Below are 15,763 nucleotides of genomic sequence, written 5' to 3'. Positions count from 1 at the left end.
AAATAATAACCTTGCTTTTGGTGGGTTTATTTGCCTCAAGCTGTGTACAAATCAAAAACGATATGAGCACTAATTTTGACCATACTTTTACGCATACGGTGTTTTTTTGGTTCAAAAACCCAGATAGTCATACTGCAAGAACTACGTTTGAAGCATCCCTGACAAAATTCTTGGAAAACTCTAAATATGCCAAAACCAAGTTTATAGGCAAGCCACCAAAGGCAGTTCGGGATGTGGTGGATGATTCGTTTACTTACTCTTTGATTTTATCTTTTGAATCGGCAGAAGATCAAGAAGCCTACCAAGAAGAACCTCCGCACCTTGTCTTTATTGAAGAGTGTGAGGATCTTTGGGATAAAGTAATTGTATATGACTCTCAGGGAATCAACCAATGAATATAGAGGAACTTAGGGAATTCTGTATATCCAAAAAAGGGGTAACGGAAGAGTTCCCGTTTGATGCCGATACTTTGGTGTTCAAAGTAATGGGCAAAATGTTTGCCTTGGTGCCTTTGGAGCGACTACCGGGCCAATGTAATTTAAAATGTGATCCAGAAAGGTCCGAAGAACTTAGGGAAACGTTCGATGGGGCTATCATGCCTGGGTACCATATGAGTAAAAAGCATTGGAATACCTTATTTTTGGAACAGCTTCCCCCTCAATTGATAAAAGATTTGGTGGATCATTCCTATGATTTGGTTGTATCTGGTTTAACAAAAAAGCTTCAACAAGAGCTAAACGATTTAGATTGATTTTAATGCATGACTTGAAAAAATTTTATACCGATCAAAGGAACAAACATCAAATTGAACTAAAACAGGTAAAGAAAAGGTTGTCATTGTTGGCCACCCTTCGTCTTTCCGTATTTGTGGCTTTGTGGTTTTCGATTTACCTATTTTGGGGCAACACAGTCCTATGGATTTTAGTACCGCTTTCCATTGTACTATTTTTATATCTGGTAGTGCGGTTCAGCAATGTAAAACGCCATAAGAAGTATCTGGAACGGCTTATTGCCATCAATGCCACGGAACTAAAAATTTTGGAACGCCGTTTTTACCATTTGCCGGATGGGAAGGAGTTTTTAAAACCCGACCATCCATACGCCCAAGATCTAGATCTATTTGGTAGAGGTTCCTTTTATCAATATGCAAACCGGACCACTTTGCAACAAGGCCGTGAAGTTTTCTCTAATCTTTTGTTGGATGGTATCCCAAAGGATATAGATAAAAAACAAGAAGCCATTCAAGAATTGGCAAAACTTCCGGAATGGCGACAACATTTTTCCGCGTTGGCCGGTGAGACCAAACCGAAAATATCACCCGATGTAGTTTCCGATTGGATGAAATCCCACAAAAGCGTGACACCCAAATGGGCTGGAATCGGAGCGCCTATATTTTTAGGGATTTCCATATTGTTGATTACCGTAGCGGTTATGGGAAAAATACCCGAAAGTCTGGTTTTGATATGGTTTTTTTTGGGATTGGGAATTGTAGGGAGATATGCCAAGGGCATTCTGGAATTTTCGGTGAAAGTGTCCGAGGCGCAAGATACCATCCAACAACATCAAAGATTGATTTCTGAACTGGAAGAAACCAGTTTTTCTTCTGAATTATTGAAGGATCTACAATCAAAACTAGAGGTAAAAGGCGAAAAAACATCAATGATTTTGAAGCGCTTTACCCAACGTACGACCATGTTGGAGCAACAATACAACTTGGTAGTGTTATTTTTTGCTCAAGGTCTTGGACTGTACAGTCTTTTTTATGCCTATAAAGTGCAATCTTGGGTATCAAAATACGGTAAGGATGTAGCCGGTTGGTTTGCTGCCATTGCTCAGTTTGATGCCTACATTACATTGGGTACCTATGCGTTCAATCATCCTGAACATACCTATCCAGCCTTGGTGCAAGGGGATACTGTAATCAGTGCTAAAGAAGTTGGCCATCCCTTGGTGGACCCCAAAAAGAACGTTTTGAATGATTTTGAGATCGGAAAAGGGCGTTTTTCTATCGTAACAGGGGCCAATATGGCCGGCAAAAGTACTTTTTTGCGAGCGGTCGGTCTTCAAATTGTAATGGCCAATATGGGCTTGCCTGTTATGGGCAAAGAGGTAAAATATGCTCCGGTGCGGTTGCTTACAAGTATGCGTTCGTCGGATTCTTTGGCAGATGAAACTTCCTATTTCTATGCAGAGCTCAAACGCTTAAAATACATCGTGGAGGAGTTGGATAAAAATGACTGTTTTGTGATTTTGGATGAGATATTGAAAGGAACCAACAGTGTCGACAAGGCAGAAGGTTCCAAAAAGTTTGTGGCACGTTTGGTGCAGAATGGGTCAACCGGAATGGTGGCCACCCACGATTTAAGCCTGTGTACCTTGGCCGATGAGCTCCCCGAAGTGGAAAATCGTTATTTTGATGCCCAGATCGTAAACGGAGAGCTGTTTTTTGATTACAAGTTTAAAGAGGGTGTTTGCCAGAATATGAATGCATCTTTTTTATTGAGGAAGATGGATATTATCAAGGATTAGAAGGGGTAGCCTATGGCAAAGTTCAAAGTCATTTTGTTTCCATTGTTACCAAAGAAAGGAATATTCCATCGGTCGTTTTCTGGTTGATACGGTACCCTGAACGGTGAGGCCAAATCAAAACGAATTACAAAGTTCTGGATATCCACCCGTAGTCCAAATCCAAATCCAGCTCCCACTTCCTGTAACCAATCCGATTCAAATTTACCATCGGTAAACAGCGTGCTGGAAGAATCACTGTTTTCTTGGTCAACCTCCAAGTCTTCATAATTTCCTGTTAGCCAAACATTCCCTGCATCTACAAAAAGGGCACCTTTAAGATAGGAGAACAAAGGAAAACGATATTCGATATTAGCTTCTAATTTTAAGTTTCCGGAACGGTCAAAATAATCCGTGGAGACATCTTCCGATGTGAGATTGAAATTCCCAGGACCCAGAGATCGGATATCAAAAGCTCTCACACTATATGGCCCTCCCGAAAAAAATTGCTTCACAAAGGGCAGTGTTTCACTATTTCCGTAGGGTATGCCCCATCCGGCATATATTCTTGATACCAATGTTTGTTCTTTGTCCCATCGATAGTAAAACCTGAAATCGACATCCATTTTGGCATATTGTGCATATTCTGAACCAATGATTGTCCCTGAGTCTCCGTCAATTAAACTGAATAGATTCCCTGACAAATCGATGTTGGAGGAAAAAAAGATAGGGTACTGCTTTCTCAAATCCGATACCTCATCATAGGTAAAACTATAGAGTAGGCCTGCAATAAAACGTTGTTCAAAACTTCTTCGAAGGAATGGGTTATCGTCCAATATTTGTTGAAACTCGTCCGTTACGTTGGACAATTTGGAGTAATTGATACTTATTGGGTCTAACTGATGATAGACATATCTATTTTCTTTCCAAGTATAACCGAAAGAACTGTTTATAGAGCTTAAGGTGAAAAGCTGACTGCGTTTTAAGAAATCAATTCCTGTAGAGATCTTCGTCTTAGGCACGGAATACCTGAAATTTTCTGGTGAAAAAGGAATGGATCTGGGAAAAATCAAGTCTCCTTTAATTCCCCAAGCGATACTGCTTAAATTGGAATTGTCACCGGAGGAAAGCTGGGATTCATACGAAAAATGAGTGGATAGGCTCAAGGTTTCCCCACCTTTAAAAAGGTTTCTATTGTTATAGCTCAATACTAGCCCAGGACCGGTAAATCCATTTGATTTGGTCACAGCCTGTATTTCCGCCCTTACCGAACGCTTTGTTAATGGTGCCAGATAAATATCGGCTGCAAGAGAGCCTCCATCACCGTTGGTCATTGTGGTATCCATTTCGGTATACTGGATGTTCACATACTTATAACTTCCCAATGAGGAAAGTCTACTACTGGTAAGTTTTGAGGTATTGGCATTGTAAAGGTCACCTTCTTTGAACAGTATGTATGTTTCCAGTAAATCGGGTTTAAAGTAATATTCTTTCTGAATAAAATCTGTTCCATTTACCGTGGTCCGGTTTTTTTTGGACAATGGCAAAGTATCCCCCTCTATGGAGTAATTTGGATAAACGGTGATGGAGTCGATGGTATAAGGTAAACCAGATTTTTTCGGAACTTCTTTTTTTAGACGAAGGAACAGGTCGAATTTTCTATTTTTATATTGGTTGGTATCCGCTTCGAATATGAAAAGATTAGCGTTACTGTTGTAGTATCCTCGTTGTTTTAGATTATAATCCAACCGTTCTCTTTCCGCTTTTAAAAGATCGAGGTCAAAACGGTCATTTTTGGATAAAGGGGTGTTCTTGATGAGGTCCAATAACTCATTATATATGGGAAGGGAATCAGTGTCCACTGTATAATTTTCCAAGGTGTATGGCTCTTGTACCTTTGCTGAATAATTCACCGAGGCATATTTTTCTTTTAAAACAGTTTCCGCTCCTGTTCTGCTATAGAAAAAACCATTGTTGTCCAAACGGTTCAATAAAAGATCCTCGACCCGTTCTGGATTTACTTCGGAGAAATATACAGGTTCCTCACCGAAGGACTTATCAAGAAATCTGTAAATAAATCCTGGTTTTTCTCGCTTTGCTTTATAATGAAAATATAGGGCAGGTTTCATTCCCAAGAATGTGGTATTGGGATTTGGCTCAATCAGATTGACCAATTCGGATTTAATATCCTTCAACCCTGTTACATTTCCAATGGTATCCAGTTCCAGTTCTGCGCCGGTATAAAGTCGCTCACCCTCCGGTATGAATTTTTTTATGCTACAGGAATGCAATAGAAAAACAGCTAGACTACAGTAAAATAGATATGTTGTTACAAAATTTTTCAAAAAATAGTTTTAGAATTACTAGTTCTATTTATCATTATCACCTTCCAGTGTTTCAGCTTCTTCAGTCCTGGTCTTTATTGGATTGAACAATTGACTGAATTTGTTGAATTCCCTATTAAAAATAAATGCAAGTCCGGTTATGATCACTTGGCCGTCAATAACATTTTCATATTCCTGTTTTCTAAATCCTTTAAGTCGATAGGTGCCCTCTTCATTTATTAGATACTCCAAAGTTACATTACCAATAACGGGTGTGGATGTATCGGAGCTGGATGCACTTCCCTCTACATCTACTGCACTGCCGGCCGTAACTATAACACGGTCATCAAATAGTTTTTTCTTTGCATTTATATTCAGTTGCGTTCTATCTTCATACCCACTGTCTTGATACTCTTGAAAGCTGTCCAAATCAAAATCCAGTTCAAATCCACTACTGCCCAATATTTTGTTGGAAATGGCATTGAGTTCGCTGGATAATACATTATTAACATTGTTCCGGGCCAATGCAACGGCACCTCCATTGCTTCCATCGCTTCCGGAAGTGGGGTAAAACCTGTTCAAGGCCAATAACGAAAACACTTGTTTGTTCAATTCGGCCTCTTGCTCATTCAATTGTTGTATACGACCATACACGCCGCCTCCGTAACTTCCCTGTACATTTTCCGGCATATCCAGGGCAAAGGATATTTGAGGAGAGGTAATTTCACCATCAATATTTAAATACACCAAAAATGTAGCGGGTTTTTGGTACTGACCAGATATATTCGCGTCCTGCCCATAACTAATGGAGGACATTAGCGGTGCTGCGGAAGTCTCTAATTCGTAAGTGGCAGTAACGTCCAGTTTTGCGTCGTACGGATCGCCAGACCAAACTACACTACTATCATCGTTTAACTTAAATTCGCGGCTTACCAAATTATATAGACTTGTTTTATAGAAACCCGAATTGATGTCCAATCTGCCCGATAAGCGTGTATTTTGGTTGGGATCTATATTTAAATTTAAACTGGCATTGCCGGAAGCCTGCAACATGTCCTCTGTTTTCTCGTCCAACACTATCGTAAACATAGCATCGTCCGAGATTTCCAAAGTGGTGTTGATGTCCATTCCCTCAAAAACCGCGTTCGTTTCATTCTCGGTAGTTCTGGTCAATATTGCATCAGGACTTTCTCTGTTGACAAAGATGACAACACCATCTCTTTCTTGAATTTCATATTGATTTTGGGGAACTAAATAGGTTAGGTCTGTTTCATCACCAATGCTTAGTGTACCATTAATGATAGGTAGCTCTAGATTTCCGGTCACGTCCAAATCCATGTCCACAATGGCCTTGCCGTATACCAACTCATTATCTCCTTTTTTGGAATTGAGTGCCATAAACTTATTAGCTTTAATGGATAGATCAAAATCGGGATTTAAAAGGGTTTCTGTAAAAATGGCTCCATTCAAGACCAATAATCCCTTGTCAGTATTTTTTATACTGAAATTGTCAAAATTGATTTCTTCTTCATTCAGATCCAGTGTTTGGCCATTCACGCTAAGATTGGTTTTAAAAGCTGATAATGTAAGTCCAACCTCATTAAAATTCAACCTGCCGGAATAGGAGGGATTGCTAAGGGTTCCGTTTACCTGCATACTCCCCGAAATATTTCCGGACGGATTGGATATTTCTTCTTTAAAAAATTCATGGAGAATGTTCGTTTCAAATTTTTCAATGTCTAAATCCATGTTCAAATTCGCATCGTTCTCTCTCGCTACGTAGTCACCTGTCAATGTTAAATCGGCACCTCCGTCCTGTAAAATCAAATTAAAATCATAGCCGGAAAGTGATTTGGAAGAAGCCTTTAAACTTAGGGAGCCCAAAGGAGTTTGCATCAAACTAAAATCAGTGATATCCAATTTGGAAACCAATCCAGAAGCGTCGTACGGGTTAAGGATTACAAAATTCCCTTCCACAGTACCTTTGGCGAGTGCTTCAGTCGGATTTAAAAGGCTTAGAAAGGTTTGGAGTTGGAAATTTTCAAAAATAATTCCAATATGTTCGTTCTCCATTTGAGGAACCGTTGTAGAAATTTCCAGTTTTTGACTGTTTCTTGAAAGCACCAAATCTTGAAACCTCGTATAAGTATTGGCCATTATAATTTTATTGTCATCCGGAATTTCCCACTGCTTTTTATTCAGGATTAGGTTTTCGGGAGAAATATGTAGACTCAGGGTATCTTTTTTAAATACGAGCTCGGAGCCTATATGCATTATTTGTGTAGAGTCGTTAATGGAATTGAAGTCCAAAACCAGCTCTTTATCTTTTAAAGTTCCCTCCACATAGGTATTTTTTAAAAGTATGGGGTCAAATTCAAAATTTCTAAGTCCTGCATGAAAGTTTAGGTTAGTGGAATCACCTTCAAGGTTCACTTCAAGACTATCCACGGTGCTTCCGGCATACGTGAACTTTGGTATGGATACTTTCACGTCCAGTTTTTTTCTTCTTGCGTTAAAGTTGGCATCTATGTTCAGGGAATCCAAATCTTCGATACCTTCAAAAAAGACTTCGGAAATAATAGGCGTTGGTACTAAGGCCAAATCCAATTTTGCCTCAACATCGTCCAAATCTGCAGAGAGGGTACTGTCATTGGAGAAATAATTTTCCAATTGCTTTTTTAATGCGGTGCTGACCCTGTTGATGGAGGTATTGGAATACAGTCCACCGTTAAGAAAACCGCTTTTCACAGTGGCGTCCGTAATGGAGTCTTCCACGCTTGCATTTAGCAATATTGGTATAATTTGATATTGTTTACTGTCCGCCACCACTATTCCATTATTTACAGAGGCCTCGATGTTATAACTATTGGAGGTACCCTTGTAAGACCCTTCTATATCTGCGGCTATCTTTATATCGTTTTTGGTAAACCCAAGTTTCCTTAAATCGGCACCAATAATGTTGGAAGTAAGGTTTATGGAGTTGCTTTCAGCAGTAAAATCGATTGAGGTGATGGCGTTTAAATTAAGGTTTTCATCTTCCATGGAAAGAGAAACATCTCCAGTGCCATTTTTCAAGGTGCCAGTAAGATTTATATCGCTATAGTTGTATTCATCGAACACAAATTGGGAGATGGTCCCATCCAATTTCGCGTCCATATTGGAAAGTTCTGTTCCAGAGCCAGAGCCTTCCAGTTGTAGTGAAATAGCACCCATTTTGTTGCTTTTAAGCAGTATGCCCAGTTGTAAACTATCGGAAGCTATTGCCACTTCAAATCGCTTTTGATTTCCTAATTCTGCTAAGGCATCCAGATTTACCTTTCCTTCGGGCATCGCTAAAACTGTTTTGGTCTGAAAGGATTCCAGATTACCTTTGAGCGCACCGGTGAGTGAAAGTGTATCGGGAATCTTATATGCTAGACTGTCCTTTGGTATAAACCGTTGCAGGTTTTCTTTGGTTGACTGTAGGGCGATGCTATTCAAATCAAAAACAAACTCTTCCATTTGGGTGATGCTAGAAAGACTTCCTTCTATATTGAGAATGGTTGATGGGCCCCAGTTCAATTCCGTATTAAAGTCATTTACTTCTTTCAAACTTCCATTTGCCAGTATGGAGCCGGTAATAGGGTGTGCAGTGAGCGCATCCACGTAGGGATTTTTTTGTAGTTCAGGTGATAGGCTTTGGAGGTCTGCGGCCTGTAAATTTAATTGGGTCAAAGCAATTTGCAGCTGACTGTTCTCTGGATTGTCTAAGGCTGAATCCAAAGATTGGTATTGAATGTCGGCATTGGCGTTGGCCGAGCTGTTGTTCAATTGCAGGTTGAAATTGGAAATGGCGGCATGCGTGTTCGATATGCCCGCCTCGAAGCCTAATTGTTGCAAAGCAATTCCACTGTGCTCTTTAAAGGTGAACTTATCGACTTCCCAATGAAAATTCTTTGGAGCATACCTAAAATCATTGGATTTCAGCGTTAGGTCCTGTATTGAAAAAGCATCAGGATTAAAAATTGAGTCGTTTTCTACCGCCTCATTTTGGAAAAAACTTAAAGTATTGGACTCCAAGTTCAACTCGTTTACTTGCAATTCAAGTTCGGGCCATTCAAAGGAAGTATTTGGTGAAGTAGTTTTTACCGAATCCTTGACCTGATTCAGTGCCAATAATATGCTTGAGTTTTTTAGCGTTAGTTCATCTGTTTTGTAACTGTTTTTGGAAAGGTCCACGGCTATTTCCGTCAAGCCAATATTCGATAATTGCATCTGGGTCTGTATACCATCGGGCTTAGAGTTGTAAACGATAGCAACTTCCACTATTTCGAAATCATTTATAGAAATTCTTGGTTGGGGCGCTGCCGTGGTATCATTGGAGACAGGAATGGCTTGGGTCTGGTTATAGGAAATCTGACTATTTTTTAAAGCAAAATCATCGACTCCAAATTTCATTTCCTCTAAATTGAATTCGGTAACATCAACCTCCAATTCGCCAAGGGAAACTTTCAGTTTTGTTCCCAAGTGGACATCATCGTAACTTACTTTCCAATTTTTAAGATAAAAATCGCCTAAGGAGATGGACATTGGCGGGGAGGTGGTTGTAGTATCGGTAGGAGTGGCAAAGGCATCTATTAAAAAGGAAAAATTAAAGCTTTCGGGGTCGCTATTTCTGCTAATATTAGCGACTAAATGGGTTGCATCCACATCATCGATGGATAGCTCATTCTTAACAAGTAAAGGATAAATGGGAAGGTCTAATTGGAGTTCTTCTGAATATAGCAGCGTGTCACCTTGCTTATCTTCTAAGTAAATCCCCTCGGTTTTGATGTCCCCTGAAAAGCTAATAAAGACCCTATCAATCTCCACCTTGGTTTGGGTTTTACTGGATACATAGTCCGTTATTTTTGAAACAATCAGGTTTTGTGCCCACGGGGTTTTGATCACCAACACCAAAATGATAAACAATGCCAACAGTACAAGAATGCATTTCCCTATTAATTTCAGGACTCTTTTCCGGTTCCATTTTTTGTTTTCCATACATCTTTTCTCGAAGAATAATCGGATTGCATCGGCAACGATATTATGATTTTGCCTGAAAACCATTTCGCTTCTCTAAGCCACTTACAACAGCAGATAAAGATAGGGTAGTGCATATTAAGAATGATGCTGATATGCGATAAAGAATAACTCTATAGCTATAATTTATAATAAGAAACTCTCTGTTGTAACTTAGAGGTTTTTTACTTGAAGTTTATGGAAACTATCCGCCTGTAGACGAAGCAATTCTTCTGCTTTTTCTTTTTTGTAGCGGTACAATTCTTCCTCATTTTTTATATCGGCATAGATTTGCTGGTTGAGTTCTCCATCTGTGGCCATTAATAATTTTCGTTGTTCTACCTTTTGCGTTATCCAAGTGGCCACTACGCTTTCCTGCTCCTCAAACTTATAATCGTATTCGCCTTTTGGAGCCAACAATTTGGCAATGATCGGTGCTGTTTCAATGGCCAAAAACAACAGAAAGATAAAAAACGATGGAAACCATGGTAATTTTCCCAATGCATTGATGCGGGCCATGAGTCCATCAAAACCATCAATAATGGGTTGTGAGGTAGAAACCGCAGTGTCGTAATCGGATTGTAAGGCCGTAATTTGGGCTTCAATATTTTCGATTTTGGTTGCGTTGGTTTCTTTTAAACTGTTGAGTTCCGCCAAAGCAGCATCGTGCTTCTCCCGTTTTTCTTCATAAACAGGGCCTTTGCCCAACAAACCGGTTCCGGCAGTACCTTCCGCTTCGGTGATGTAGGTGTCGTATAGTGCATTGGTTTCGACTTCTTTCGTTGCAATTTCACCTTTTAGGTTGTCAATATCCTGGTTTAGACTTTCAATCTTTGGAGTGTATTGGAGTGCCAATTGTTCCTTGTTGTTCAGGGTGAGTGCGTTTTTTTCTTCCAGAAGGACTTGATTGATCTCCTTTTCAAAAATTTTCATTTCCAAAGGTTTGGAAATCACAACGGCAATGATCAATGCCAAAACAATACGTGGTGCAGCCTGAAGCAATTCCCCTTTAAAATTGTCACGCTTTTTAATGGTTGAAACAATGTATCGGTCCAAATTGAAAATGAGCAGTCCCCATATCAAACCAAAGAAAATAGCGGTGTAAACTGTGTCAAAAACGGTGTAAAGGGCATATCCTGATGCGATAAAAGCCATTACCGCTGTAAAAAATACGGTGGCTCCAATGCCTGCATATTTGTTGCGTTCCCCGTTGGAACAAGAGTCTAGGATTCCTGTATCTGCTCCAGAGCAGAAGATAAAAAAGCGTTGTAACATATCGTGTTCTCTTTTGATTGATAGGTTATTAGAACGCAGATTGGGTGGATTTGTTACATTTTAGACTTAAAAACTCCACTGTGGAAATAGAAGTAAAAGTGAAAAATAAGTAAGTTTGCAACACTAAAAAAATACCAATGGCATTATTAGAAGAGTTACAGGCACGAAGTGGAGGAGTTTGTGAATTGAGCGGAGTTACGGAAGATTTGGTAATTTATGAAGTACCACCCGTTTCTACCGGAGGATTGGATGGGAGTATTTTGATAAGCCAAACTTGCAAAGACCAAATAGAAAATCCGGAAACAACAGATCCGAATCACTGGCGGTGTTTAAATGATAGTATGTGGAGCGAGCATGATGCGGTAAAAGTGGTGGTTTGGCGAATGCTCAACCGATTAAAATCTGAAGGATGGCCACAAGATCTTTTGGACATGATGTACTTGGAAGATGAGACTTTAGAATGGGCCAAAGCCACTGGTGAAGGTGAAGAGGAAAGTGAAAAAATAATTCACAGGGATGTAAATGGCAATATTTTGGAGAATGGCGACAGTGTTGTTTTGGTGAAAGATTTAAAAGTAAAAGGATCTAGCATGGTCGCAAAACAGGGAACCGCCGTTAGACGGATTTCCCTGGATCACGAAAATGCTGAATACATTGAAGGTAAAGTAGATGGTCAACAAATTGTGATTATCACCAAATACGTTAAAAAGCTCTAAGCCTTCATCTCTGAATAATATTTATAGAAATAGGGGATTGTCTCAATACCTTTTAAAAAGTTCCATACCCCAAAATGTTCGTTAGGGGAGTGGATGGCGTCGCTGTCCAATCCGAATCCTAAAAGGATTGTTTTGCTGTCGAACACATTTTCAAAAAGGGCCACGATTGGAATACTACCTCCTGTACGCTGAGGTACCGGGGTTTGCCCAAAGGTGGTTTCCATAGCTTTGGAAGCTGCTTTATAACCGATACTGTCTATTGGGGTAACGTACGCTTGACCGCCGTGGTGTGGGGTAACTTTGACTTTTACGCTTTTCGGTGCAATGGATTCAAAATGTTTGGTGAACAAATCAGTGATCTCATGCCAATCTTGATCTGGGACCAATCGCATCGAAATTTTAGCGTAGGCTTTACTGGCGATTACCGTTTTGGCACCTTCACCCATGTAGCCGCCCCAAATGCCATTGACATCCAATGTTGGTCGGATTCCAAAACGTTCCGTTGTTGAATATCCTTTTTCACCATGAACATCATCAATATCCAAAGCTTTTTTGTAGTCTTCCAAATCAAAAGGAGCCTTTGCCATTTCGGCACGCTCTTCATCTGAAATAATTTCCACCTTGTCATAAAATCCGGGGATGGTGATATGGTTATTCTCATCATGAAGCTCGGCAATCATTTTCGCCAACACGTTGATGGGGTTGGGTGCTGCACCTCCATAAATACCAGAATGCAGATCTCGGTTGGCGCCAGTCACTTCCACTTCCACATAACTAAGTCCGCGCAAGCCTGTTGTAATTGAAGGGGTGTCATTGGCAATCATTCCCGTATCGGAAATGAGAATGATATCGTTCTTGAATTTTTCGCTATTTTCCTTTAAGAAATCCTCCAAACTATCGCTTCCAACTTCTTCCTCGCCTTCGATCATAAACTTCACATTACAGGGTAACGTATTGTTCTTGATCATGTATTCCACAGCCTTTACATGCATGAAGAACTGGCCTTTGTCGTCACATGATCCCCTGGCGAAAATAGCGCCATCGGGATGTAATTCGGTTTTCTTGATAATGGGTTCAAAAGGAGGGGAGTCCCATAGGTTGATAGGGTCTGGAGGTTGCACATCGTAGTGGCCGTAAACCAGCACCGTTGGTAAGTTTGGGTCTATGATCTTATCTCCATAAACCACTGGATAACCTTTGGTCTCACAAATTTCTGTGTTTTCGCAACCTGCTTCCTCCAACGTTTTTTTTACAGCCTTAGCAGCTTTTAGAACATCTTGCGAATGCCCTGGGTCAGCACTGATGGAGGGGATTTTTAAGAGGTCGATCAGCTCGTTGATAAATCTGTCTTTGTTCGTGTTGATGTAATTATTGATATCTTTCATATATGTATTAAAAAGGACCTTAAAAGTACAAAAAACAAGTTTTTAATAGGAGTAGATTTGCAAATCGGAAAATTGAATTATATTTGCACTCCAATTCGCGGGTGTGGTGGAATTGGTAGACACGCTAGACTTAGGATCTAGTGCCGCAAGGCGTGGGGGTTCGACTCCCTTCACCCGCACTAAAAAGACTCTTCACATATTGAAGGGTCTTTTTTTTTTTTAATTCTCTACTCTTTAATCCTTTGCCTTGTAGGCGTTTCTGTTATTTATATTGAAAAATTGGTCAATGAAGTGGAAGGGTCTGCAATACTGATTTTTTGAAGCGGACCGATATGAAGAGTGTATTGTTTTTTATATTTATTTTGTAATGTATCATACATAACAATTAAAAGTTGTGATAAGTTAAATTTTTAGGCGGTATTTTTGAATAAAAAAAACCTTAAATTTATTGCTATTGCCATATTATTAAGTTCCCTCGATAATCAATGTTATAATAAAATAACTTTTTTAAAGTTTTATTAAATACAAAATATTGATATTTGTCAATTTTTTAAAAGCAAAACCTAACAACCAAACAGATACTAACTAAATTAATTGACCACCCACGCTATGTACAAAGAAATCTATTTGGTCGACGACGAAGACCTTGTGAATACTGTAAATGCAATTCACTTTAGAAGAATGGGACTGGAAGAAAGGGTTAAGAGCTTTACTAACCCTGAACTAGCCCTTGATGATCTTAGGTTTAGAGACGCTCCAAACACAAAAACACTTATTTTATTGGATATTAATATGCCCGAGATGAGTGGTTTTGAATTTTTGGAGTTTATGATGCTCGAGGACTTTCCTGAATCCAATGAGGTACTTTTGGTAACGTCTTCTGAATCCGACGCAGATAAGGAAGAGGCTAAGAAGTATGAGAAATATGTGAAGGAATTTATTGCAAAACCATTAAAGATTGAGCATTTGGAGGATTATCTGCAAAGTGCCAATAAGTAATTTATATGGAATAGTGCCCACTATCTATTGGGCTATTAATTTTATTCTGAATAAATTTTAACATGTGAAACACACCTTTATTCAAAATAAAATTGAAATTGTTGAGGATAGGGCTGATCTTGTGTGGGCCATGGATCGAAATTACAAGCTTACTGCTTTTAATACATCCTTTAAGTCCCGCCTTTTACAAAATGATTTAGGGGATGCCGAAAGAGGCATGGACCTTAAGGTCGTTTATCGGTCCGATTTTTTCTTCAAACCATGTGAGCAGGGGTGCGAAAGGGCACTCAACCGCTACGCTACAACATCAAGACATACATTTGAAGAGGACGGTGAAACAGTGGTCCATGAATTTTCCTTTCAACCTTTTATGAACAGCTTGGGAGAGGTTATTGGATGTTGTGTTTGGCAAAAGGATATCACCGAAGAAGTTAACAACAACCTTCGTTTAAGAGAAAGTGAGCGTAAGTATCGAGAAGCTCAAGAAGTTGCCAATGTAGGGCATTGGAATTGGGACATAAAAAAAAATGAAATTACTTGGTCTGATCAACTTTTCAGGATTTTTGATAAAGACCCAACAACTTTTAAGGCAAATTACGATTTGTTATTGGAGATTATACATCCAGAGGAAAGAGATGCGTTCGATGAAGATGTGAAAAAATGTATCGAACAAAAGACATTGCACGATATCGTCAATCGAATTGTGGTGGATAGTGGAGAGATTAAGTATGTTCATCAAAAAGGCAAGACTTATTATGATGAAGAAGGCATGCCAATTCGAATGAGTGGTACAACGCAGGATGTTACCAAGGATGTGTTGTCCAACAAACAAATAGTGGAACAGAACCACGAGCTTCAAAATTTTGTTCGAATTATTTCACACAACCTTCGCGGTCCAATATCCAATCTTTTAATGTTGTCCAAAATTTATGATTGGGGAAAAGATGAGATGAACGACGATATCATAAAAAAAATAGAACTTACTACCGAGGCATTGGATCAAACGATAAAGGACCTTCATCATTCGCTGGCGTTAAAATCAGCGGACAGGGAAAAATTTAGGGAGGTTCTTCTTAAAAATGTTATGAAAGATGTCGACGGATTGCTTTCTGAAGAGATATTTAAAAATAAAGCTTCCATTCATACCAATTTTTCAGATGTAGATTATGTATATGGTGCAAAGAGCTATGTGGTCAATATTTTTTATAACCTCATACTCAACGCAATCCATTATTCCAAGGAAAATGTGCTTCCCATCATTCAAATAACCGCAGAAAATACGGAGCAGTCAATAATACTTAAGTTTTCAGACAACGGGATTGGAATGGAACTTACTTCGGAAAAGGAGCGTAAAATTTTTGATATGTACGGCAGGTTAAGTGGTGCAACTGAAGGTAAAGGTCTGGGACTTTATTTGGTAAAGACCCAGGTACAAGCTATGGATGGAAAAATTGAAGTAGAAAGTAAGAAGGGTCAAGGCGCCACGTTTAGTATCACTTTTCCTAAAAAAAAGTAATAG

The 15,763-nt window shown here is 39.4% G+C and carries 10 protein-coding genes and 1 tRNA gene; 7 read left to right on the top strand and 4 right to left on the bottom strand.

Translation table 11 applies throughout. From position 1 onward, the window contains the following. The first annotated feature begins 62 nt into the window (after window positions 1–62). From MWU56_RS09235 to MWU56_RS09225, 3 genes are read left to right on the top strand one after another with little or no spacing between them, the layout of a single operon-like run. Window positions 63–395 (top strand): Dabb family protein, encoded by a 333-nt coding sequence (locus tag MWU56_RS09235; RefSeq protein WP_317236531.1) that lies wholly within the window; start codon window positions 63–65, stop codon window positions 393–395. Beyond that, window positions 392–751 (top strand): MmcQ/YjbR family DNA-binding protein, encoded by a 360-nt coding sequence (locus MWU56_RS09230; RefSeq protein ID WP_247043911.1) that lies wholly within the window; start codon window positions 392–394, stop codon window positions 749–751. The genes MWU56_RS09235 and MWU56_RS09230 overlap by 4 nt, the downstream gene beginning before the upstream one ends. 5 nt (window positions 752–756) lie before the next feature. Then, window positions 757–2,529 carry a MutS-related protein gene (locus MWU56_RS09225; RefSeq protein WP_247043910.1) on the top strand — a complete coding sequence of 591 codons (1,773 nt, stop codon included), beginning with the start codon at window positions 757–759 and terminating at the stop codon, window positions 2,527–2,529. Here MWU56_RS09225 and MWU56_RS09220 read toward each other — a convergent pair. The 3 genes from MWU56_RS09220 to MWU56_RS09210 form a co-directional block, all read right to left on the bottom strand. Then, window positions 2,526–4,850 carry a BamA/TamA family outer membrane protein gene (locus tag MWU56_RS09220; protein ID WP_247043909.1) on the bottom strand — a complete coding sequence of 775 codons (2,325 nt, stop codon included), beginning with the start codon at window positions 4,848–4,850 and terminating at the stop codon, window positions 2,526–2,528. The genes MWU56_RS09225 and MWU56_RS09220 overlap by 4 nt on opposite strands. A 24-nt stretch (window positions 4,851–4,874) precedes the next feature. After that, a complete protein-coding gene (locus tag MWU56_RS09215; RefSeq protein ID WP_247043908.1) occupies window positions 4,875–9,851 on the bottom strand; it encodes a translocation/assembly module TamB in 4,977 nt (1,658 codons plus the stop codon). 192 nt (window positions 9,852–10,043) lie between these two features. Beyond that, window positions 10,044–11,144 carry a DUF4407 domain-containing protein gene (locus MWU56_RS09210; RefSeq protein ID WP_247043907.1) on the bottom strand — a complete coding sequence of 367 codons (1,101 nt, stop codon included), beginning with the start codon at window positions 11,142–11,144 and terminating at the stop codon, window positions 10,044–10,046. A gap of 137 nt (window positions 11,145–11,281) precedes the next feature. Between MWU56_RS09210 and MWU56_RS09205 the strand changes: the two genes are divergently transcribed. Beyond that, the gene (locus MWU56_RS09205) at window positions 11,282–11,860 is read left to right on the top strand and encodes a PhnA domain-containing protein (protein ID WP_247043906.1); all 579 of its coding nucleotides are present in this window, start codon (window positions 11,282–11,284) and stop codon (window positions 11,858–11,860) included. Here MWU56_RS09205 and MWU56_RS09200 read toward each other — a convergent pair. After that, a complete protein-coding gene (locus MWU56_RS09200) occupies window positions 11,857–13,245 on the bottom strand; it encodes a dipeptidase (protein WP_247043904.1) in 1,389 nt (462 codons plus the stop codon). The two genes, MWU56_RS09205 and MWU56_RS09200, sit on opposite strands and share 4 nt — an antisense overlap. Window positions 13,246–13,342: 97 nt before the next feature. Between MWU56_RS09200 and MWU56_RS09195 the strand changes: the two genes are divergently transcribed. From MWU56_RS09195 to MWU56_RS09185, 3 genes are all read left to right on the top strand, one after another. Then, window positions 13,343–13,424: transfer RNA gene (locus MWU56_RS09195), tRNA-Leu, on the top strand. 430 nt (window positions 13,425–13,854) lie between these two features. Continuing rightward, window positions 13,855–14,244 (top strand): response regulator, encoded by a 390-nt coding sequence (locus MWU56_RS09190; RefSeq protein ID WP_247043903.1) that lies wholly within the window; start codon window positions 13,855–13,857, stop codon window positions 14,242–14,244. A gap of 64 nt (window positions 14,245–14,308) precedes the next feature. Then, window positions 14,309–15,760, top strand: coding sequence for a sensor histidine kinase (locus tag MWU56_RS09185; RefSeq protein WP_247043901.1), 1,452 nt, complete (start codon window positions 14,309–14,311; stop codon window positions 15,758–15,760). Window positions 15,761–15,763 lie beyond the last annotated feature (3 nt).

The sequence above is a fragment of the Allomuricauda sp. F6463D genome, assembly GCF_023015965.1.
GTDB lineage: Bacteria > Bacteroidota > Bacteroidia > Flavobacteriales > Flavobacteriaceae > Flagellimonas.
The sequence above is the reverse complement of the archived record's forward strand: the minus strand, read 5'-3'. Positions and strand labels throughout refer to the sequence as shown.